22 protein-coding genes are annotated in these 22,705 nt (G+C 39.8%); 20 read left to right on the forward strand and 2 right to left on the reverse strand.

The genetic code is table 11. The annotated features are described in order from the left end of the window. The 4 genes from QDN89_RS20315 to QDN89_RS22035 all read left to right on the forward strand — a co-directional run. Positions 1-168: zinc ribbon domain-containing protein (locus tag QDN89_RS20315; RefSeq protein ID WP_280772089.1), on the forward strand; the 168-nt coding region annotated here is incomplete at its 5' end. Positions 169-412: 244 nt separating this feature from the next. Continuing rightward, positions 413-1,633, forward strand: a complete 1,221-nt coding sequence (locus QDN89_RS20320; RefSeq protein WP_280772007.1) for an MFS transporter — start codon at positions 413-415, stop codon at positions 1,631-1,633. 231 nt (positions 1,634-1,864) lie between these two features. Next, positions 1,865-2,107, forward strand: a complete 243-nt coding sequence (locus QDN89_RS20325; protein WP_280772008.1) for a hypothetical protein — start codon at positions 1,865-1,867, stop codon at positions 2,105-2,107. A gap of 188 nt (positions 2,108-2,295) precedes the next feature. After that, a complete protein-coding gene (locus QDN89_RS22035) occupies positions 2,296-2,556 on the forward strand; it encodes a hypothetical protein (RefSeq protein ID WP_425335432.1) in 261 nt (86 codons plus the stop codon). Between the two features lie 237 nt (positions 2,557-2,793). Here QDN89_RS22035 and QDN89_RS20330 read toward each other — a convergent pair whose 3' ends face one another. After that, the gene (locus QDN89_RS20330) at positions 2,794-4,230 is read right to left on the reverse strand and encodes a zinc ribbon domain-containing protein (RefSeq protein ID WP_280772009.1); all 1,437 of its coding nucleotides are present in this window, start codon (positions 4,228-4,230) and stop codon (positions 2,794-2,796) included. Between the two features lie 525 nt (positions 4,231-4,755). On the opposite strand from QDN89_RS20330, the gene QDN89_RS20335 reads away from it, so the two are divergent. From QDN89_RS20335 to QDN89_RS20410, 16 genes are all read left to right on the forward strand, one after another. Continuing rightward, complete coding sequence (locus QDN89_RS20335) at positions 4,756-5,880, forward strand: AAA family ATPase (protein WP_280772010.1); 1,125 nt, start codon at positions 4,756-4,758, stop codon at positions 5,878-5,880. Continuing rightward, on the forward strand, positions 5,873-7,096 hold the full coding sequence (locus tag QDN89_RS20340; RefSeq protein WP_280772011.1) for a TadA family conjugal transfer-associated ATPase: 1,224 nt from the start codon (positions 5,873-5,875) through the stop codon (positions 7,094-7,096). The genes QDN89_RS20335 and QDN89_RS20340 overlap by 8 nt, the downstream gene beginning before the upstream one ends. 19 nt (positions 7,097-7,115) lie before the next feature. Beyond that, on the forward strand, positions 7,116-8,054 hold the full coding sequence (locus tag QDN89_RS20345) for a type II secretion system F family protein (RefSeq protein WP_280772012.1): 939 nt from the start codon (positions 7,116-7,118) through the stop codon (positions 8,052-8,054). A 5-nt stretch (positions 8,055-8,059) separates the two neighbouring features. Next, entirely contained in the window at positions 8,060-8,923 is an 864-nt protein-coding gene (locus tag QDN89_RS20350; RefSeq protein WP_280772013.1) for a type II secretion system F family protein, read from the forward strand. A 35-nt stretch (positions 8,924-8,958) separates the two neighbouring features. Beyond that, entirely contained in the window at positions 8,959-9,141 is a 183-nt protein-coding gene (locus QDN89_RS20355) for a Flp1 family type IVb pilin (protein WP_280772014.1), read from the forward strand. A gap of 12 nt (positions 9,142-9,153) precedes the next feature. Continuing rightward, complete coding sequence (locus QDN89_RS20360) at positions 9,154-9,756, forward strand: TadE/TadG family type IV pilus assembly protein (protein ID WP_280772015.1); 603 nt, start codon at positions 9,154-9,156, stop codon at positions 9,754-9,756. A gap of 45 nt (positions 9,757-9,801) precedes the next feature. Continuing rightward, positions 9,802-12,006: a DUF5702 domain-containing protein gene (locus tag QDN89_RS20365; protein ID WP_280772016.1), complete on the forward strand. Its 2,205-nt coding sequence runs from the start codon at positions 9,802-9,804 to the stop codon at positions 12,004-12,006. Positions 12,007-12,026: 20 nt separating this feature from the next. Next, positions 12,027-12,680 carry a DUF4352 domain-containing protein gene (locus QDN89_RS20370; RefSeq protein ID WP_280772017.1) on the forward strand — a complete coding sequence of 218 codons (654 nt, stop codon included), beginning with the start codon at positions 12,027-12,029 and terminating at the stop codon, positions 12,678-12,680. A 263-nt stretch (positions 12,681-12,943) separates the two neighbouring features. Beyond that, the gene (locus QDN89_RS20375) at positions 12,944-13,234 is read left to right on the forward strand and encodes a hypothetical protein (RefSeq protein ID WP_280772018.1); all 291 of its coding nucleotides are present in this window, start codon (positions 12,944-12,946) and stop codon (positions 13,232-13,234) included. A 389-nt stretch (positions 13,235-13,623) separates the two neighbouring features. Beyond that, positions 13,624-14,193 (forward strand): TadE/TadG family type IV pilus assembly protein, encoded by a 570-nt coding sequence (locus QDN89_RS20380; RefSeq protein ID WP_280772019.1) that lies wholly within the window; start codon positions 13,624-13,626, stop codon positions 14,191-14,193. A gap of 16 nt (positions 14,194-14,209) precedes the next feature. After that, positions 14,210-14,734 carry an A24 family peptidase gene (locus QDN89_RS20385; protein WP_280772020.1) on the forward strand — a complete coding sequence of 175 codons (525 nt, stop codon included), beginning with the start codon at positions 14,210-14,212 and terminating at the stop codon, positions 14,732-14,734. A gap of 29 nt (positions 14,735-14,763) precedes the next feature. Beyond that, positions 14,764-16,314, forward strand: a complete 1,551-nt coding sequence (locus QDN89_RS20390) for a DUF6382 and FHA domain-containing protein (RefSeq protein WP_280772021.1) — start codon at positions 14,764-14,766, stop codon at positions 16,312-16,314. Continuing rightward, a complete protein-coding gene (locus QDN89_RS20395; protein WP_280772022.1) occupies positions 16,305-17,243 on the forward strand; it encodes a PP2C family protein-serine/threonine phosphatase in 939 nt (312 codons plus the stop codon). The genes QDN89_RS20390 and QDN89_RS20395 overlap by 10 nt, the downstream gene beginning before the upstream one ends. Before the next feature lie 7 nt (positions 17,244-17,250). Beyond that, a complete protein-coding gene (locus QDN89_RS20400; protein ID WP_280772023.1) occupies positions 17,251-18,168 on the forward strand; it encodes a serine/threonine protein kinase in 918 nt (305 codons plus the stop codon). 15 nt (positions 18,169-18,183) lie between these two features. Beyond that, complete coding sequence (locus QDN89_RS20405) at positions 18,184-18,972, forward strand: zinc-ribbon domain-containing protein (RefSeq protein ID WP_280772024.1); 789 nt, start codon at positions 18,184-18,186, stop codon at positions 18,970-18,972. 105 nt (positions 18,973-19,077) lie between these two features. Next, positions 19,078-20,553 carry a type VII secretion protein EssB/YukC gene (locus tag QDN89_RS20410; protein ID WP_280772025.1) on the forward strand — a complete coding sequence of 492 codons (1,476 nt, stop codon included), beginning with the start codon at positions 19,078-19,080 and terminating at the stop codon, positions 20,551-20,553. A 408-nt stretch (positions 20,554-20,961) separates the two neighbouring features. On the opposite strand, the gene pepV is transcribed toward QDN89_RS20410, so the two are convergent. After that, positions 20,962-22,386: a dipeptidase PepV gene (gene pepV / locus QDN89_RS20415; RefSeq protein ID WP_280772026.1), complete on the reverse strand. Its 1,425-nt coding sequence runs from the start codon at positions 22,384-22,386 to the stop codon at positions 20,962-20,964. Between the last annotated feature and the right edge of the window lie 319 nt (positions 22,387-22,705).

A 22,705-nucleotide genomic window follows, 5' to 3' on the forward strand; every position in this document is an offset into this window, starting at 1 on the left:
CAACGATGTTCCAGTTGTGGCTATAAAAACAAAGACGTGAAAGATTTGAATTTGCGGGAGTGGACGTGTGTTTGTGGCGTGCATCACGACCGCGATAGGAACGCAGGATTAAATCTTAAAAATGAAGTTATAAGGATTCTAACCGTCGGTGCGACGGGGATAGCCTAATCAAAACTTTCGGTTACGAAGGTGTTCTTAGGAATCCCCCACTTCCAACAGCTCACAAGAGCAGTTAAGTGGTGGGTAGTTCAATACTAATCCTTATACTTTCCTAGGAAATGTGTTATTTACTAGTGTATTGATTCTTGTAGGATCTGGTCAATTAATCTATACATTTATTAGGTGGAAACATGAAGAAAAGAAGTCGATGAAATGATGTTGCTTGTAAATCACAATTGATGGAGATTATGATATGAGAAATAGACTAATAGAATGGAAGGCACCGGCATTATTGCTAGGTTCCATAGGAATTGCAGGAATTGGTGATTTCATTTACCTCGTCGCGATTAATATTATCGTATATCAACTTACTGGATCGGCCACTGCGGTAGCAGGTTTATGGATCATTGGTCCTTTGACGAATATCGTGACGAAGTTTTGGACAGGAAGTTACATAGACTATCGAAGTAAGAGGAAAGTGATGATCGTTACTTATCTAATGAGGGCAGGGTTTATCTTTCTTATTCCATTAGCACCAAACATGATCGTCATCTATAGCATTCTTGTTTGCCTCAGTGTAGCCAAAGCGTTTTTCGGACCATCGTCGATGACCTACGTGGCAATGCTCGTTCCAAAGGAAAAGAGAAAACGATTTAATGCGATTCGTTCCTTTACCTCATCCGGGGCATTTATTGTTGGGCCTGCTGTCGGTGGAACGCTTATCTTACTAACCTCAATAACAGTGACCCTTTGGATTAATGCGATGCTATTTGTTTTTGCAGCAGCATTGCTTGCTCGTTTACCTGACATTGAAAGAGTTGATAAGAAATTAATCCCTAAATTAACAGGGAAACAAGTGATTAGTGACTTCTCGATTGTGAAGGCATTCCTTTTAAAAAATAAATATGTAGCATCTATCTATATAGGTTTTATTTTCATTATGTTGTTTTCATTTGCAATGGACGCCCAAGAAGTAGTCTTTACGCAGCAAGTCATCGGGTTGTCAGAAGTTGAGTATAGTTTATTAATCAGCATTACAGGCATTGGTTCCGTTGCTGGTGCAACGATATTATCGGTTTTTTCAGACAGATTTTCCCTTAGATACATGATGGTGATTGGGATGGTCATGACAACGGTTGGTTATATTGTTTATGCATTTTCTTGGTCATTTCAAACAATTGCAACTGGATTTATCATACTCGGTTTCTTTCAAGTTTATTTAAATGCAGGTGTTACAACATTTTATCAAAACAATGTGCCAACGGAAGTGATGGGGCGTGTCACGAGTATTTTTCAACTTATGCAAAGTATTTTGCAAGTAATGTTTATCCTTGGAATTGGGATAACTGCTGATATTATTCCATTACGATCAACCATCGTCATGTCATCTGTTACGATGCTCGTTCTGTCCATTATCTTTTCAGTAGCAGTGTTTTTGCCGGTGAAAAAAAGATACTACCTAGAAGAAGATTAACAAAATCAGGATGGGGGGCAGAAGAAGTGCTTGGTTTCTGAACACAACGAGATGGAACACATTTTCATGTCATGATATTTGATGTGGAAGAAGAAATAAATGACATATATTCCGTAATGCTAGAACACCACCAATAAATGTTGGATATATATGTAATTCAGCAATTTGAGACGAATGGAGCAGTTACGCTGAACTTTTGTTATAATAGGAAACAGAGAGTAGGTGTTTTAGGTGGCAAAAGTATATACTGGAGTTTTTCATCATTCGGTTAGTGGTGTGTTAGTTCGAGCTACATATGATAAGAAAATGTTAGTGATGGAAGTAGAAGATGAATTGACTGATGCAAATGAAGATATTTATTTTAATACAGAAAGTTGGATTGGTGAGCATAATCACCAACGTTTTGAAACTTGGAAATCAGCTCAACAGTTTCTAAGGTCCATGGGAAATGATGTGGAATTTGACTTAAAATAACGATTATTTCTAAATGAAACTGGATTTACGATCTACCAATAGGTAGGTCGTTTTTTTAGAAGTTAGTATTTTGGATAAATATGTTAAAATGACAAGAGCATATGAAAGATCGAAATTACTTTGCAAAGGAGATGCTCATGGCATTACCAAGGTGTATGGAGTGTAATGAAACGTTTGGCTGGAGAAGAATGTACAGTTCACTATTCAAATTTCGACCTCACATCCGATGCAGTAATTGTGGAACAAATCATCGTATTGTTTCAACTTTGAAGGGGATCTTGCTTATTATATTAATACCTATGATTTCTATGAATGTGCTTTTGAGATATTATCCTACCTTTATCGTTTTTACAGTTACAATTTTAATATTTCTACTAATGTCATTTGTTCTTCCATTCAACATGACGCTCATTCGGGTAATAGAATACGTTAAATTTAATAGTAGATGAATTTTAAACCACTAATACACAAGGTTTAACTACGGAATTTTTGATGTAATAAAACGCAGATAAATAAGTTTTCTACAGAAGAGAAGATTCGAGTCTATGGACGACAAAGAAATTAACGCGCATGGATTCCATGCGCGTTAATTTATATTATTATCTTTCCTTGTTTGGCATTTTAGAGAAAAGGGTCGATCGTAAAGCCAAAGATGGACAACTTAAAGGACAGCCTTACTATAGTAATTAGTCAAACTCATATTCCTGAATGCCTGAAGCGGAAGAAGTAATAGTGAAGAAAGCTAAATCAAAATTCTCCACGCGCCATGTTTCTTCATCTTCGTCAAAATAAATGTTCATATCGTACATGGTCCGGTTGAAATCGTCATCTTCACGATGAATCGCAAACGTTCGAGCCTGAGGTTCATAAATCGTATATTCCGCCTCAACTTCAAGCTCGTACCGCTCTGTGCTGTTATTAAATTCTGGGTATTTTATGGAATCCATTCGGTAACGAGCACGAACGAATTCCGCAACATACTCTTGGCGTCCATTGGCAAGGTCGTGGGCCTCTTCAGCTATGTCGTCTCGATAATCGTCAGAAGCATGGACCATTCCAGAGACATCATTATTCACAAGGGCGTCCACTTGTTGCTGCCAGTTCTCATTTAACATCTCCATGATGTCATAAAGGTCACCTTCTGGGACAACTTCAAAATCCTCCAAGTGGTGACTTTCCCTTTCCACAGCAAATTCCGATGAAGTCATCGTACCCCATGGGAACTCCCTTTTCAATGAGAAGGAAGCATGGCCATCGAGAGGGAGCAATCCAATTTCAGTAGCGTTCGTTCCTAACGTGATGTCACTGTTTTCCCCATTAATATACAGCGATGTGTCATCATAAATGGTCGAAGCGGAAACCACGCCTACATCAAATTCAACTGGGACAGTAGTAGTGTCTTCTCTACTATAAAAAAGCTGAATCGATGTGGTTTCCTCAATATCCATATAACGACTGGAAAGGATTCCTTTCACTTCATAGGTTCCAGGCCCTAATGGACCGATAAGCTCTTCTTCATCTGCTTCAACGCGTGAGGCAGATTCTTCGCCGTTAATAAGAAGCTGAACGTTGTCTTCATTTGTGGTTACAGAAAGGTAGCTAGGGGTCATCACCACTGAGTACTCATCAAAAATCAACCATCGCTTTCCCGTTTGCTTAAGCGCCAGTGACGCGTAGGGAGCCTCTAGTGCTCGTTCTACTGCAGCATTTGTGTCCTCTTCTCCACTGTTGTGTAGTTCCACATGTTGATCCAGAGAATGAAACAGATATTCTCGATCACTTTGATTTTCTTCTAGGTAGGTAAGTAAGGCTTCAGTATCATTTTCATCAACGGACCAGTCTTCAACTTGCGATACAATAAGGGAATTTAGGGCCTCAGCGTCACTATCAGAAACAGCTTGTTGAAAATCATCGACAACCTGTTCAGGTGTAACTCCATTTGCTAAGACTTGATAGAGAACAACAAGAGCGACGATCACTATAGCGGATAGACTAAGTGCCGTAATTCGCAGTTTGGTAAACAAAGGTTTCTTATGTTCTTGCTTTTCATAAGCTTTCGTGCCACACTCCGGGCAAAATTCCCCGTTTTGAGGTAATTCAGCACCACATTTTTTACATTTCATTAAATCTCCCCTACCTTTTTCACATTTTGCAAATCATTTTTAAAAGTTTGGTTGGAATTATCTTCTATGTAAATATTAAACAAGTAAAATATTAACATTAGACTGCCGGCATAGCAATAGCTTAAGTCCTCATATGATTATTCTCCAAATCGCCATGGTAGAGGTTGTTGTTACTTTTAGCCCGTGTTTCGGTATAAATTTCGACAGGTAATATGAAGTAATTATCATGTTGAACAGGTTTTAAATGCTGATATATAAACATGGATATATAATAAAAAACAAAGAGTTGAAATATATGGTTGCAAAAACATTTTATAGATAGATCTAAAGTAACTATTTCTATTTGTTAGAAAATGTCGCTTACTGTCGAACTTCAAAATTACACAGTTCATTTTTACTAATTTGTAGAAAAATGGAAGAAGTTATGTGGAACTTGTAGTATACTGAACAACGATTTAGAAAAGTCCATAAATTTGTCAATTTTTAAGTGCAGAGTAACTATTTCATACTAAGCAGGTGAACGCAATGAACAAACTCAAGTTATTATTTGCTGATCCAGATCAGACGTATTTAACTTCTGTAAGTGAATATGTTTTGTCTTCCAAAAGCAATGAACGATTTGAACTGAAGCTCTTCTCTACGAAAGAAAACCTTCAACACTATATCACCAAAGAACCAGAATATGACATTTTGGTTATGGATGAGCAATTTGAAGACGGGGCAGAGAAAGAATTTGGGACCAATGAGAGGTGCAAGGTCGTCCTAAAAAGCGAGATAGAATCATGCGACCATGAGAACAATGTTTTTAAATATCAACCATTAAATCAGTTGTTGTCGTCTGTTCTTTCTTATTACTACTCCGAAACAGCCTCCTTTGGGGGTCATGCCATAAAAAGTAGCAAAACAAAAGTGCTTTCTGTTTATTCGCCAGCTGGAGGAACAGGGAAAACGACCTTCTCAGCTAACTTTGCACGGCAGCTTGCGATGAAAAACGACAGTGTTTTTTATCTTAATTTTGAGCTTTTAAACTCTACTTCATTGTATTTTCAATCACCAGAGGATGAGCCCTCACTACAAGTGTTTTACTACTTAAAAGCAAAGCCGAACGTCTTTCTTTCCAAATTAGAAAAATTGAAACAATACGATCCTGTTTCAAGAGTTCATTATCTGGACCTTTTACCAAGGCCTGCGGAAATGCTGGAAGTTACAAAAGAAGAGATAAGAAATTTGATTACAGCGCTGGTTCAAACAGAAGATTACGATTACATTGTGATCGACCTTGATAGTGCCATTCAAGAATTAACGCTTGCGGGACTTCAAGCATCGAACCAAGTCATTTGGCTTCTGAATAACGATATACATAGCTTTCAGAAAACAGATATCATGCTTGATAATGCCGGAGACTTCTTCGGCGACAAGAATGTACTAAAAGACAAATCCTATTTTGTCATCAATCGCTTTCAAGGGGCGTTCCCACAGGAATTCCAACGGTTTAATATTCCAGTGAGAGGCTACTTGCCCTTTATCCCAGAATGGGTGAGCATGACGGATCGCGATCACGCTTTCCATCATCCTTTATATACGAAAGAACTTCTCTCTTTGATCGAGGACATCACAAGGAACAGAACGGCAGGTGTGACGATTGACTGAAGATAAAGTCGTAAAAGAACTGATCCATAAGTTGCGTGAAACTCTTGATTTAATGCACTCGATCCCTAACGAGGAATTAATGGAATATGTTGAAGCGATTGTATTTGAATATGCTCAAGAAAATCGTCTGAAGTCAACGGAAATGAAATGGTTAGTAGAAAGAATATATCACGCGTTTAGAGGCTATGATGTGCTTCAACCATTACTTGATGACCCGACGATAACGGAGATTATGATTAATAATCATAAAGAAATATTTATTGAGAGATACGGGGAAGTCACTCAAGTTGAAGTAGCATTTGAAAATCAACAAAAGCTGGAGGATATCATTCAAGCGATCGTATCCAAGGTTGACCGAGTCGTTAATGAATCCTCTCCAATAGTTGATGCCAGGCTGCAAGATGGTTCCCGGGTAAATGTTGTTTTACCGCCCATTGCCTTGAAAGGACCAGTGATTACGATACGGAAATTCCCTGAAAAACCATTGACTATTGAAGACTTAATTGAAAAAAAAGCGATTACTGAAGAGGCTGCAAACTTCTTACATGATCTCGTTGCAGCGAAATACAACATTTTTATTGGTGGTGGGACAGGCTCAGGGAAAACAACCTTCTTGAACGTTCTCTCTAATTTCATTCCGAGAGATGAACGGATTATTACCATTGAAGATTCAGCTGAGCTTCAGATCAAAAATGTTCCTAACCTCGTTAGTCTTGAGACTAGAAACGCCAATACGGAGGGTAAAGGTGAAATTACTATTCGGGAACTGATTAAGACCTCTCTTCGAATGAGACCTAACCGAGTGATTGTTGGTGAGGTTCGAGGGGAAGAGGCGCTGGATATGCTTCAAGCCATGAACACGGGACATGACGGCTCGTTATCAACGGGGCATGCCAACTCTACTCAAGATATGATTAGCCGTCTCGAAACAATGGTGTTAAGCGGAGCCAATTTACCAGTTGAGGTCATTCGTCAGCAAATCAGCTCAGCATTAGATATTATGGTTCACTTGTCTCGGCTGAGAGATCATTCACGAAAAGTTGTCTCCATCTCAGAGATGTTGGGCGTTGAAAATGGAGAGGTGAAGTTAAATCCTCTTTACGAATTTGTTGAGGAAGAGGAGACGCCAGCAGGTGATATTATTGGGAAATTACAGCCAACTGGAAATAAACTTCAATCAACCTCGAAAATTAAGCTGGCAGGGATAACTTATTAGATAGTGAGATGGTGATGAGATGAACCTTGATATGATACTTGTGTTTCTGCTAGTAGGAATCATTATTACCTATATTATGACTGTTCGAAAACGAAAGAAAAAAGAAAATCGTACTGATGAAACACCAAAGGTACAAAGCGCCTTTGAAAAACGGGCACAAGAAATTAAAAGGGAGTCAGATCGAAGGCGAATTAAACAAGTAGAAACCCATTTGATCGACTACTCGTCATACAGCCTGAAAGTGAAAGAATTTATTTTTTATGCTGTCATAGCAGGAGCTGTTTTTTTCATTCTGGGGGAGCTGTTTTATGAAAGTATGCTTGTAGCAACTATTTTATCTTTATTAGGTCTAGTGTTTCCAAAAATTCAGAAGAAGCGCCTCCGAGATAAACGGAAAGACAAGCTCAACTTGCAATTTAAAGAAGCGATCGCCTCCTTGTCTTCTTCTCTTGCTGCAGGGCGGTCAATTGAAAATAGCTTTATTGAGGTGGTTAATGACCTTCGACTCCTTTACCCGGATCCTAACACGTATATTATCCAGGAGTTTGAAATTATTAATCGAAGAGTCGAAAACGGGGAGACCGTGGAAAGAGCAATTCAGGACTTTGCTACACGGTCTGATTCAGAAGATATCATGAACTTTTCAGATGTGTTTATTACGTGTAAACGAACGGGTGGCAACTTGGTAGAAGTCATCAGAAGAACATCCGATGTGATTAGTGAAAAGATTGATATTCAGCAAGAAGTTCAAGTGATGGTTGCGCAAAAGCGCTTCGAATCTCGTATTCTCGCAATTATGCCTCTGGCTATGATTGCTCTCTTAAAATACACATCAGGTGATTATCTTGCTCCAATGTATGACTGGTCACATATGGGACCCGTGATCATGACATTCTGTCTCGGGATTCTTGTTTTCTCCTTCTGGCTGACACAGCGGATTATGAATATTAAGGTGTGATGCATATGTGGATCTATGGAATAGGTGCACTAGTTATTATCATTATCTATTTTAGTTTTTCAATGGCTTCACGAAATAAATACGATCATATTGTAAATGAATTCAAAGATGATTATCCTTTGATGTTTATGGCCCCTGTATCGCTACATATTTTAGCGACTTTCAACATCATGGAGCGGTTTCACAGTCAGATTTCTTTTATTCAGCAAAAGATGATCAGCCTCTATGGAAGCAGGGATAGCTTAAAACACACGAGAATATTTGTCTCACAATTGCTTTCTATTTCTCTATTAGGTTTGCTAGGAACGTTTCTTGTTCCCTTACTGGGAGATGGGGATGATGTATTGTTCTTTGCAGGATTGGTATTTACGTTTATGATCCCTGCTCTACAAGTGAATTCCCTTGCCAAAAAGGAAAAGGAACGCAAACAGGCAATTTTACTAGAATTGCCTGAAGTAGTAAATAAAATTATTTTGCTCATTAACGCCGGAGAGACTGTGCAACAGGCACTCATTCGCTGTGTAGAGCTGAAATATACAAGTGATTCTCCTCTTTACGATGAATTAACTATAGCGGTGAACAGGTTAACGAGTAATGAGCCATTCCCACTCGTCATGAATGAATTCAGTAAGAAGTGTTCGATTCAGGAAGTATCGATCTTTACCACGACCGTTCTCTTAAACTATCGGAAAGGCGGACAAGACCTGATCCTTTCTTTAAGAGAATTGTCCCACGAACTTTGGGAGAAGCGTAAAAGCATTTCCAAAATAAAAGGGGAGGAAGCTTCTTCTAAGCTTGTCTTTCCACTTATTTTCATTTTTGTTGCAGTAATGATTATTGTCGGTTATCCGGCTATAACCATTTTGTAAATATATCAACTTACTAAATTAAAGGAGGATTCATCATGGACACATTTGTATCTTGGATGAAAGATTTTTGGAACGAAGAAGAAGGTTTGCAAACCCTTGAAATCATGTTAATTATTGCTGTTCTGGTTGTAATCGCATTAATGTTTCGAGACCAGATTATGGGCTGGGTGCAAGACTTACTTGATTTTGGTGATGACCAAATTCAAGATTTCCAATAAGCGATGCTTCTTATGAAGAAGTTGCAAAAGTTTCGTCGGAATACTAGTGGAAGCTTCACAATAGAAGCTTCGATGCTGTTTCCCATGATCCTAATCATTACTTTTCTGCTTATCTTCTTTAGCATCGTCATCTATCACAAAGCGATGTTGCAATTTGAAGCCAATCGGATTGCTGACGAAATGGCTTATACGTGGAATAACAGCTCGAAGGATGCCAGAACGGGCGAATTCAATGAATATACGACCGACAACGATGATGGGCTTTACTGGAGAATTGCCGACAATCATTTTTTAGAACAATTCGGCATTCCGAGACTAGGTGGGGAATCAGCATTAGTCCAAACGAAGACAAGCCGGTTCACTAGTAATTATGAGGTGGAAGTGCAATTTCAAAATCAGCTGTTAGGAAATCAAATTGAAGTCACTATTCAACAACCGGTTCCTCTCCCTTCCGGCTTTACTGACGTATTTGGTCTGAGTGTTCTTCATGGAAACTCTACACGAACCATTACCGAGCCTACTGAACTCATCCGAAACACGGATTTCGTTGTGTACTTTACCGAAAAGGCTCATAGCAGCGCGGAAAAATATATAGCTCGGTTTAGAGAGGATTAGTCATGTTTATAGCAACTATCATTCTACTGGAAAGGTTTGAGGGGTATGAGGTCTACACTAAAATCGCTTGTGCGTCAATTCTTTATGCGAGAAAACGGAGCAGTGTCACTTTATGCGATCATCATCACCCTCCTCCTTTTTATTTTTAATGCGGTATTGATTGATTTTGCTCGTATCATGGTAGCCGAGCGAGAAGCTGATCAAGCAACGAAAGCCGCGCTGCGCTCGACAATGTCAGCTTATAACGAAGACTTGAAAAGCTACGGGTTATTTGGTTTCGACGGGGATGAAGCAAAAGCGCAAGAGATCTTTGAAAATGTATTTACTAAGCATCTTGAGATGGGGGAAGGTGACTTCTTCCAATACACAGATACCACTCCTGTAGAGGGAGAAACAAGCGTTTCGTTCCATGAAGGTAGAATGCTTTCATCAGAAGAGACAATAAAGTATCAAATTCTAGAAGAAATGAAGTACATTGCACCAATCGAAATCGGAGAGTCCATTATCGATGGCTTTCTCCAAATCTCAGAGGCGATGGAAGAAGCCTCTACATATGCAAAAGTTGCTTCGGACATTGAACCACTTGTAGAAGATCGGGAAGAAAACCTCGATCGTGTAAACGAGCTGTTAACAGAAGCCAAAGGTCTTACAGATGATATGGATCCTTGGATGAATGGTTCTACTAATAGTGAGTTCCCTGAAGTGAATGATTTAAATGACCTTGTTACCCACGTTGAACAGTATCAAGAAATCCGCGAGGATGAACGAGACGGTGAAGATGACGAGGACATGGATGATGAAGAAAGAGAAGAATTGGATGAGAGTATTGAAGATGCTGACACTTTCCAGGAAAACGTAGAGGAATTTCTTGAACGAATCGAAACTCGTATTTCATCCATTACTTCATTGTTAAATGAGGCCCTTGAAGCTCTGGAAGTGGCAGAAGTGAAAAATCAGGAAATTGAGGAGAAGATAGCCGCCGGTCGAAATGAAGCTAGAGGAAATTATGCTGAATCTCAAGACGCACGAGATGATCTCAGTGAAAATCCAGGCCAAAGTGGTGATTACGATGATGCGATGGATGGCATCAATGATGCTAATCAACAACTAGAAGATGTCGTGATAGACGAGGAATTCTTTACAGAACTAAAAGGCAGAATATCACTGGCTATCCAAGAAGCTGAAGCGGACGAACTCTCTGAACTTTCCCTCATTCGCCCAATGGTGACTGAGAGCGATCTTGAAAGTAGTCCGATCATCTGGCTTGAAAACGCAATTGATTCAACGCAAGAAGCGTTTAACGACTTGAGTACGGCTGTGACTCGCGCCTATGACATGATGACAAATGACCGCCCAGAGATGTATGAAGAAGAAGTGGATGATGGAACCGTTGATGATGAACGAGAAGACGCTGACGAACAGCTTGATGGCGCCAACGAAACCCTCGATGACTTGCTAGATGAAGCTGAACAGCTAGCTGGAGAAGTAGAGATGATGGGAGAACTCATAGACCTCGTCAGCAAATATCAAGGGGCGATGGAAAATGCCGAGGAATTTAACCGAGAGACGACCGACGAATTAACGGAAGACGCCATGTCCATTGTCGATGCGATTTTCGCAAGAGTCGGAGACGTCCTGCTCAGTGCAAGGGATGAAATTTATGTAAATGAATACATCCTCACGAAGTTCCAACATCATGACTTTTCTCTGGAAGGATCAGAACGATTCTTGTTGGAAAATAATGAAGTAGAATTCATCATGTACGGATTAAGTACACCAGGAGCCAACTTTGGTGCAGCGATGACCGAGCTCTTTGCCTTCCGATTTGCGGTGAATTTTATTGAGGCGTTTACTGATAACGATGTAAGAGCATTTGGAAAGTTCATGTGGGTAGCCGCACTAGTATATGCACTTAAAGAGACTATAAATGATATGAATGAGATTCAAGAGGGGCCGATCGAGTTTTTTGCAGGTATCCCCTTTATAACATCATATAAAGATTATCTAAGGTTGTTTTTGTTTGTTCATTTAGAAGGAAATAAGATTGCTAGAATGATGGGGCTGATAGAGAAAAATACGGATGTTGATCTTACTAAAACATCTACTTATTTAGAAAGTTCTTCTGCATCATCATTAGATTTATGGTTCTTACCAGGTATCACTGATATGTTAAGTAGAACTGAGGTTTTAGATGGTAGAGTTCAAAATAACAGATATAAGATTCAAAAAGACTTGATATATTCATATTAATTTTTGAGGAGAGGTATATTATGAATAAAATAATTAACCTAACAGTAGTTACTTTTGCGTTAATTACGATCGTTGCTTGTGGTAACGAAAACAATAATGAACAGGTAGAGAACGAGGGTGAAGTGAATAGCGAAGTAGATGAAGCAAATGAGATTAATTCAAATAATAATGAAATTAATGAAGTAAATAACCAAGAAACCAATGATGGAAATAGTGAAGAAAACGAATCGGCTAATAATTATGATGACCAAAGTTTACAAATTGGAGAAACGGGACAGGTTTCTTCAAATACAGGTGAATATGAAATAACGATTAATACAGTTGAAATTCGTGATGATATTGAAGGTGAAGCTTCACAACTAGATTATTTTATTGTAGCAAATGTTACTGTCAATAATATTGGTAGTAATCCGATTCAGGCAGAAGACCCAATCGGAACATTGGAATTAAAAAGAAATTTAGATGGTTCGGGTTTTTCTGATCTCTCCTCTCATTATTCAGAGATAGATAAGATTGAGGGAGAAATTGAGCCTGGTGAAGAGGTCACAGGAGAAATGGTCTTTCAAGCCCATGACGAAGAAGAACAACATATTGTTATTAGAGATGGATTAGTTGCTTCAGGGGCAGTAAATAACCAAGTTATTTGGTCATTTGAGAAGACGGAGGCAGAATAAGTAAATGTTTCTGTACTTTCGATAGTCTTTAAATTAATTAATAACTACCAAGAGGAGGAGTTGCTCCTCTTGGCTCCTTAACTTTTTGATCCAAGTGAATATTACAGGTAATTGATTTGGATGAGAAAGGTTTCAAGGGATTTCTATCAGACACCACCATTGTTATATGGAAGATTCAGAACGATTTTTGTTGATTATTATTTTGATTAGAAGTTTAAAATGGCGATCAACAAAGAAGGAGATTTAAGAAGGGGGAACTTATTGTGATTGAAGGTTACATAAATAAAGGTAACGCTAACATGTGGAAAGGTCTCGAATCAGTTGGTGGAAAATTATATTTAACTAAAGAAAACCTGATACATGTTCCACATAGGCTTAATTTTCAAAGTGAAAAATATTCTGTTGCACTTTCTGACATAGATTCTATTGAATTTTATAATACACTCAAGATTATGCCTAATGGTTTAATCGTCATTTTAAAAAATGGTGAAGAGAAAAAATTTGTGGTGAATGGTAGAAAGAAATGGAAAAGGGAAATTGAAAACTTACTTTGAAGAATTAATGTATTGCATTTCTTCATGGCTCATCGTTTTGTGCATTAGGCAAACTAAATCACTGAATTGAACTCCCTAACTAGGACAAATGTTTGAAAAGTACTTAGAACTAGAGAAGAAATCTCAAGCCAAAAGGTGTTCGATGCTCGTGAATCAGACAACTACTATCTAACTGTAAACTCAGGGCTCATAGCATCAGGTGCTGTATATAACGAAGTTATGTGGCATTTTAGTCAAGAAGAACTAGAGTAACATATTAAAATATCTTTCGGTGTATACACCCCTTCGTTTCTATTAGAGTTGTAGAAATCGGAGGAAGGTGGAAGGTATCAAGATAAATAGAAGAATCACAAAGTTTGGAACTCTTATTCGTTTGAGGAGGAATGCAAGTGAAAAGAAACTGGATACGAAAGGAAGATGGCAGTTTAACATTGGAGGCTGCCTTGGTTATGCCCGTGTTCCTTCTTTTTACGGTCTTCCTAGCTACGATGATACGCATATCCATAGCAGACATGGCGTTAAAGCAAGCCGTTAGTGAATCCACTGAAATCATTGCAACCCATGCGTATCCAGTGGTTCTTGCTGGACAAAGTGCTCAATCGTACGCAGACCGGTGGATTCGAAATCATACAGAGGAAGAACTGGATTTAGATCAAGCTTCCTCTTTTGCGGATCATATCCTACAAGAGTTTGGAGTTGATGCTGGGGCAATTCTGACCAACGCAGTCGAAGGAGAAGTAGAAAAAATAATGAAGGCAAAGTTCTCCGAAACGACTGGAGGGGACGGACTGTTTTCTAATGACACATTAGAAGTAGAAATTACTGAGTTCCCAAGTCTCGCATCAGATTCGTATATAGGAGTAGCGGCCACATATGAAATACCGATCCAGGTTCCTTTTGTGAATCAAACCATTACGCTTGAGCAACGAGCTTACGAGCGGCTCTGGACTGGATCATAGATAGAGGAGGGGTGACATGGGGCTTGCTTTCCATGATTATATATTGTTTTTATTTTTACTGATCGCTCTCATCACAGATGTCAAAGACGAAAAGCTTCCGAACTGGCTGACGATGAGCGGAATATGTTTTGGTCTAATTTATCATCTCATTGTAAATGGCATCGACGGACTGATTTTCTCTGTTCTCGGCATGCTCGTTGCCGGGGGTATCTTTTTAGTTTTATATGTTTTCAAAGCTCTCGGAGCAGGAGATGTTAAATTATTCGCGGCAATCGGGTCAATTGTGGGGGTGCAGCTAGTATTGTATATGATGATGTATTCGATTCTGTTTGCCGGTCTGATCGCCATTATCATTCTTTTATTCACCCGGACGTTTTTACAGCGGGCAACTCAAACGTTTTTTAATGTGATTGGGTCAGTGATCTCAAAGGATTTATCTGGATTAAATGAGTACAAAGCAGGTAAACAAACAAAGTTTCCATTTATGTACGCAGTCATCCCGGCTACAATAGCCGCTTATTCTTTTTTTCTATCAATGTAGTTTAATCAAGGGTTCTAGGAGGATACTTTATGAGTTTACGTGTTTACGATTTGACGTATGATTTTCACCAAAAGAATGGCCATTACCTGCTTTTCCATGAGAAGCAAGAGAAGCAAGTGACAGAAGAGGACATTGTTCCTCTCCAGCTAAAGATGATGCAATCGAATCAAATTCCAAATCTGCTTCCTCTTTCAATTGAAGAGATTGATTTCAATGTACGACTGTTTTACAACGTTACATCTAAAAAGGATTTGGCTACGTTTCTTCAAAAAGATTCCCTGTCTTCACATGAGTTCTATCAGTTGTTTATCAATATCGTGACGACACTTGAACAGAGTAAACTCTACATGCTGAATGAACATCACTATATTTTAAAGGAAGAATTTATTTTTGTAGGAAAAGGGACTGAGGATTTGTATTTAACCTTCCTTCCCTTTAAACACGTGGACAAAGAGAAAGATTCACTTGCTGAACTTAAGGATTTACTGACCTCAGTTTTGAAAAAAGTAGAGAACATGCAAAGTAGTGAAAAGAAAGGCATCACGAACTACATTGATAATTCTTCGTTCAGCTTTACGGGACTTAAAGATCTTCTCATGGAACTTCAAAGTCTTCGGCCGGATGTTACATATGCGGGGGCACAAGGCGAGGTTGAGCGAGATCAACAAGGTCTACCTTTATCGCAGAACGGCCAACCCTCTTATCCTCAGCAAGAGCAAGCTTCGTCTCAAGAGGCGACGAAATCTGACAAGAAGAAAGAGAAGAAATCGATTGCGAAGGTGGTAACTAAGATCCCGGCTCTAACCCAGCGAATGAAAGTCTATATTCTCGTTGGAGCGCTTCTTCTTATTGCTTTGATATGGAAGGGATACGAAACAGTTCCGGCAGAATCCCTTTTGTATACAAGTTATTTATTAACCGTGCTGATAGGAGGCGCGACTGTTTACTTGCTCTTTTTTCACACGAAAGTGAGAGAAGAGAAGTTGGCACAGCTTGAAGCAGCGCCAACAGTAGAGCAAAAGCAGTCCCAACCCTATCCAGCACAGCAAGTTCAACAAGAGGAATCATTTTCGAGACCAGCACCTGCTCCTTCTAGCTTCTCTTACGGACAGGCTCAACAAGCGCCACCAGCACCAGAATCTAAAGGAAATATGTACACTCACGCTGATGAAATGGAAGTAGATGATCCTTCAATGGCGATGGATACGAGCTTGCTCAGTGACGAAGATGACACGGTTCTATTAGGGGATGACGAGGATGAAACAGGGTCCGCTAATCGTCCTGACCCGTCGCTTATTGTTGAACGAGACGGAGAAGAAGAGAGGATTGTCATCTCCGACAGTCATTTCATTATTGGAAGAAACCCTGATTCTGCGAATTATGTAGAAGATACGAGGGGAGTATCCAGAGTACATGCTGAATTCATTCGTATTGATGACAGCTACGGAGTGAAGGATTTAGGATCAAAAAATGGGACGAAGGTTAATGAAGACAGTCTCGTACCCTACAAGCTTTACTCATTGGTCGAGGGAGATGTCGTCTCTATTGGAAAAGTGGACTATACCTTTAAATGGGAGTAACAGCGATGACGTTTACTGAGAATTGGCAAACTGGAATTTCCACCCACCCTGGTCCTGTTAAAAGAACGAATGAAGACTTCTATCTTATGAAGATGGGGAAAAGCTCTCGGGGAGAGGAACTTTCCATGGTAGCTATTGCGGACGGGATGGGAGGCCATGGGAATGGAGACGAAGCGAGTAAGACGGCAATTCTTATGCTTGAAAGGTGGTGGAACAAACGCCTCTTTAAGTATCTGAAAAAACAACAAACCATTCAACAATTAGCAAGTCATCTTAGTGCATACCTATCTGAAATCAATAAAGAGCTTGAAACTAACGGACAGAAGGCGGGTACCACCTTATCTGTATTGCTTCTCTATCAAGGAGAATACGCCACCTGCCATGTAGGGGATAGTCGAATTTATCAGCTTCGTGGGGGGCGTGTCGGGTTTCAACACTTCTCTCGCGACCTGCAACAGCGCCCTTCTTCATTCGATGAACAACCTACCGAAGAGCTTGAAACAACGGTAGACATCATGCAGCTGACAGAAGACCATGCCTGGGTTGAACAGCAAGTAAAGAGAGGTGTACTGACGAAAGAACAGGCTCGCCAGCACAAAAAAAGGAACGTTCTAACTCAGTGTCTCGGAGTTGGGAACGGGGTAGAACCTGATGCGCGTATTGGAACCTATCAAACTAGTGACATGTTTTTATTATGTAGTGATGGCTTCCATGCCATGTTTTCAGAAGGTGAAATTGCTGAAACGTTAGGGAATCTCGCTAAAGAATACAGAGATCTGCAAATGATGACTGATTATTTAGTGAATCTGGCTAATTTTGCTGGCACGAAAGACAATGTCACTGTGATGTGCATTCGAAATGCCTATGGAAAAGAACCGGAAGTGAACTCGAAATCATTTCTTACACGCCTCAAGGAAAAATGGAGCTAGATTTGCTATGGCTAAGCATAATATTGACTTAAAACCAGAGGATGTATTAAGAGACACCTATAAGATTGTCCGCCATATAGGATCTGGCGGGATGTCCGCAGTGTTTTTAGCGAATGAAATCGAACATGAGGATAAGCTGTGGGCCATAAAGGTAGCAGATATGAGTCAGAAGATCTCGCGACGCCTTTTGTCAGAAGCAAAAATGCTAAGTGAATTAGATCATCCAGCGCTGCCACAAATTGCCGACTTTTTTTCGTCAGAAGACGAACAATACTTTTATCTTGTACAGGAATATGTAGATGGGAGGTCTCTATATGATACGTGCGAAGTGGTCGGATTCAAGTTAGACGAATCGGTTGTTTTAGATATTGGCGTACAGTTGTGTGATGTTCTAGCTTATCTCCATAATCAGGAACCACCAGTGATTTACCGAGATTTAAAGCCCGGGAACATTATGATTACCGGGGAGGGAAAAGTGAAGCTGATTGACTTTGGTATTGCTAGAAAGTTTGATCACTTGAAACTCAAAGACACGGTACAAATAGGAACTGTTGGCTTTGCAGCTCCTGAACAGTTTGAACGAGAACAGTCTGATACACGAACGGATTTGTTTTCGTTAGGAGCGCTCCTCTACTTTCTTCTGACAGGGGGCAAGTATGTGTATGTTGCCCAAAAACCTGTAGAAGCCTTTCAAGAGGGTCTGACAAAGAACCTTCGTAAAAGTATTGAAGGTTTGACGAAACTAGATCGTGACAAGCGCATTCAACATGTTGATGAAGTAAAAGAGTTGTTATTGGCAGCCCAAAAGGATCTTAAAAAGAAGAAAGGCCCGGTGAAGATGAATAAGAAGCGTCTTTCGTTCATTTTTGCAGGAGTAGGATCAACGGTAGCCTTATTAACTGTGTTATTCATTATTTTATTTTAGAAGGGAAGAGATACCATGAATTGTTCAAAATGTGGACACGAATTAAGCCCGAATGACAAGTTTTGTATGAAGTGCGGCCATCCCGTAAAGACAGAGGAAGAAACGGCAGCGACGACGGTGGACTCAGCCGAACAAACGGTTGTGGTTCAACCAGAACAAACGAACAAGCAGAGTTCCAATGAATATGTTGAAAAGTCTAAAGAAACAGCCATCAATTATTGGAATTTTGTCAAGGCCAATTTAATGGCTCCAACGCAGCGAGGTCTAGCCAACACCAACAATGATTTTATTTATGCTTACATCAACATTGCCATTTACGGAATATTCTTCGGCCTTGGGACTTATTTTCAAGCAAGAGCTACGCCCCTTTCCTTTTTCGGTGGTGAGATCAGCTTTGGAAGCACCTTTTTCTCGATGTTCTTTTACTCTGTTGCCTCATTAATGATCGGAGCGGTCCTTGTTTTCGGTGTTTCAAAGTTTCTTCTAAAAATGGATCAACTCTCTTTCCATGATGTATTAGCTCGATTCGGGGCCATAATGACCGTACCTGTGGCATTATCAGGTCTTTATTTCTTAGCTGCGATCCCTGGATTGCACACATTTCTAGGATTTGTTTCCTTGCTTCTTTTAGCTGGGATTCATATTGCCCTCATTCTAACGTTGTTCTCCTTCAGAGATCAGGCAAAGGCAACGTTTGACCCCATTTACGCATTATTTATCGTATTTATAGGATACGCCATATTCATTGCCCTTACTGCAGATATTTTTATCCAACACTTTATCGGTGGATTACTTCCATTTTAATCGTGTAGGAATTCCAGACCGTCTCATGACGAGATTTCCTCCTTTGTGAGGCGGTCTTTAAATTGATCATTAAGTAGATACAACAGAAGAAAAGGAGGAAGGAACATGCCTGTACAAAAGTCCGTTGTCATTGATAAAGCAACGTTTTCGTATTCTTCGGAGCATGTGAATGTGTCTTTTAGCAGGGACGAAACGAAAGTTGTTGAAAAAGAGCAATTAGCCGAGTTATCAAAGCCTCATTCACTTTTTTTAACGTGTGAGAGGGACGAATTAACAGGGGATCACGTGTCTCTTACTTACCGAGTGCCTGAATCGTATTTTTTATTAAAAGAATGGCACCAAGCTCCTGACTCTGTTAAACAACGCATATCCTTGGCACTGTTGGCGGTTAGAAATACAGCAGGAACGCAATTCACTACATATCTTCATCCAGCTAATGTGTTTGCAACAAAAACGGGTGAAGTGAAATTTGCTCACCGAGGAATTCGTTCCGTATTACCGCCAGAAAAAATAGAAGGAAAGGCATTTGTGTTTCAAATGAAATGTCTCGTTCTTTCCTTTTTATCTGGTCATCCATATGAAGGCTTGCTAAAGAAGGGTGTCGCAGCCTATTCTTATGACCACTCTCCCATATCCATGGAAGTTCGAAAAGTTAAATCTCTGCACCAACTGGAAGAGGTGTTAAAAAGGTCGTACAAGCAGAAAGTGGGAACTGAGAAGAAGGTTTCTAATACGCATGTAAAAAATCCAAGTCAAAAGAAAAATAACATCGTCCCACCTGCACCAGTGACACCAAACAAAAGCTCCCCACCAGAGGAGAAAAGGACAGATGAAAAAGAAAAGCGTGTGTCTGGGCTTCCTCTTATCCCGCTGCTAGGGGCCATGGCCATTGGAATCATCATTGGCGCGGTTGGGAACTATTCGCTTCAATCACGTCCTAATGCAGAAATAGCAACGAACGTCATCGATGAAAATCAACAAATGGAACAGGATTCGAATGAGCAAGTATCGGAATTAGAAGAACAGCTTGTTAGAAATGAACGATTACTAGCAAGCTATCAGCTGATGGGGCAGGGCAATAACGAAGAGGCTATCGCTTCGTTTGAAGCAGCTGAGGATCTCTCAGAAACTGACATAGAAGTTCTAGCTAGTCTTTATTTATCCCTTGATACCCCTGAGGATGTCGTTATGGCATATGAATTGGATAGCACTTTAGCCAGACCAGTGGCAACACAGCTTGTAAGTCAAAATACAGAGGAAGCGAATGAAGCCCTCCTCGGTATGGAGAGCCATTCCCCTCCTATTTTAATTGAGCAGGCCTGGCTTGAAAATGATTATGACACGGTGCTTATACTTCAGGAGGAGGAACTAAGGGAAGACGACCGTGCTCAATCTCTCGCTGTCAATGCTCATTTGGCTAATGGAGATTTTAACGAAGCTCTCTCTTTAGCTGAATCCGTTGACAGTACGAGTCTTCAAATCAGTGTGATCGAGGCGCAGATTGCAGAGCTTGAAAACGATGAAGATCGTGAGGAAGCTATTGAAAGTTTATTAGAACAAATTGAAGCATTAGAAGAGTAAATGTAGATAGGGTGTTGACCGCTTCCAGACCCAAAGAAGAATTTTACGTTTTCCACAACACTTTTCTTTTATTAAAGTATGCAAAAAAACTTGTGTGTATCTTATTGAAGATCCTTTTAATAAAGGAATACTGACTTATAAGGAAAGAGGATCAATATGGTATTAAAGACAAAGAAAGATAATTTGTCAAAAGTTTTTTTCATTCAAAAAAACGAGCCAGAGAATATTCATCTGACTCGTTTTTCTATACCATCTTGATATCATCAGCTGTAGGAAAGAGCGACAATCGCAATGAACCCGGGAGGAAATTGGCCATCGATACTGATTTCGGATCTAGTTATATAAAAGGATGTTCCACATGTATTTTGGGACTCCCTCAAAATCTATTCACAAAAAATAGATAATAAACTATTCGTCCATATTTGCTAATAGATAAATAGCATGGGCGTAGATGGCTGTTGCTTTTAAGAGGTCATCTACTTCAATATACTCATCTTTTTGGTGTGCTGTCATGATCTTGCCAGGAAATACAGCGCCATAGGCGACACAGTTAGGTAATAAACTAGCATACGTATTACCTCCACTTGAAAGCAGCGTCGGTTCCAAATTGGTTTCTGCCTGATAAGCGGTTTGAAGTGCTTGAATCATCGGTGTATGTTGATCCACGTGATGCGGGTTTTTATTGCGTAATTCTTTAAGAGAAAAATGATATTTTTCTGAAGTCTCAGCCAAGCGTCTTTCTATTATTTCTGCTTCGGCACTAACAGGGTAGCGAATGTTTAGCTGTACGAAACCTTCTTGATTTTCGTAATCGAAAATTGCCGGATTTACGGTCAATGGTCCGGTTACTTCATCCGTATGATGAACCCCTAACTTCTCTCCATAATGTTCCTTATAAAACTTGTCATCGATAAATGATAAATAAGTTTGACTTCGTTTATCAAACGATAAATTCACGAGAAAGTGAGCCAAAGCTACTGGAGCATTTATTCCTTTAAACGGTTCCATGCTGTGCGCAGACTGACCATATAACGTAAGCGTTGCACCTTGTCCGTTCGCAGAAGTAGAAATGTCGCCACGAAGATCATTTTTCTTTAAGTATGCTCTGTAGTTTTTCTCTAACTCTAGAACATCTCCTAGTACCATTGCTGTCACAGTTTCAGGAACCATATTCGGTCGTTCACCTGCTGAAAAAGATAAGAGTCGGAGAGGGCTAAAGGTTTCGTCACTCTCTTCTGTTTTAGGATTTAACACGCACTTCACGTGCATTTGCCCTTTTTCAGCATGGATAATCGGAAACATCGCATCTGGAGCAAAACCTGCGACGGGATGAGATTCCACTTCACGGTATTTTTTCAAGCAACTCATGCCACTTTCTTCGTCTGTTCCAAAAATCATTCGTACATTTCGTTTCATCGGGACTTCCATTTCTTTCAGCAATTTCAAAGCATAAAAAGCAGCCATTGTTGGACCTTTGTCATCAATCGCTCCACGAGCAAATAACTTACCGTTTCGAATCGTTGGTTCAAATGGAGGGGATGTCCATTCACCTGTTGCAGGGACGACATCTAAATGTCCGAGAACCGCAATATGTTCTTCTGCTTCAGCTGGACCATACTCTGCATATCCATAATATCCGTGATGATTCGTTGTACGAAATCCCTCTTTAGAAGAAAGTTCGAGCATGAAATCTAGTGCCCTTGCTACTCGCGGCCCCATCGGTTTTCCATCTGAAGCAGAAGCAATGTCTTTCGTACTCTCTATTTCTAGTAAATGATTTAAATCGTTAAATAAATGGTCTTTTCGTTTCAAAACCTCTTCATGCCAATTCATCAACAACAACTCCTATAACAATCTATGTATTTGCAAGCCTCCCCATTATAACAAAAACCTTGAAAATTTGGTGGATAGGGGAGGTTATAAAAAAGGAGTGTACCTCCGAAAAGTACTTAGGAGATACACTCATGTTCATCGCTCATTGAAACTGGGGAAGATGTTCTTTATCGAGATGCTCGGAAAAGCAACGTATGAAGCGTTGCATAAAGATAAATGTCAAACCTCTTAAGCTTTCATCGATGTAGCTAGCTCTAGCATTTCGTATTTTCAAGAAACGGTAAAGATGTTCCGGGGTTATAGGTATAAGGGTTAGAAG

Origin of the sequence: Salipaludibacillus daqingensis (assembly GCF_029891575.1) — a bacterium.
Lineage (GTDB): Bacteria > Bacillota > Bacilli > Bacillales > Salisediminibacteriaceae > Salipaludibacillus > Salipaludibacillus daqingensis.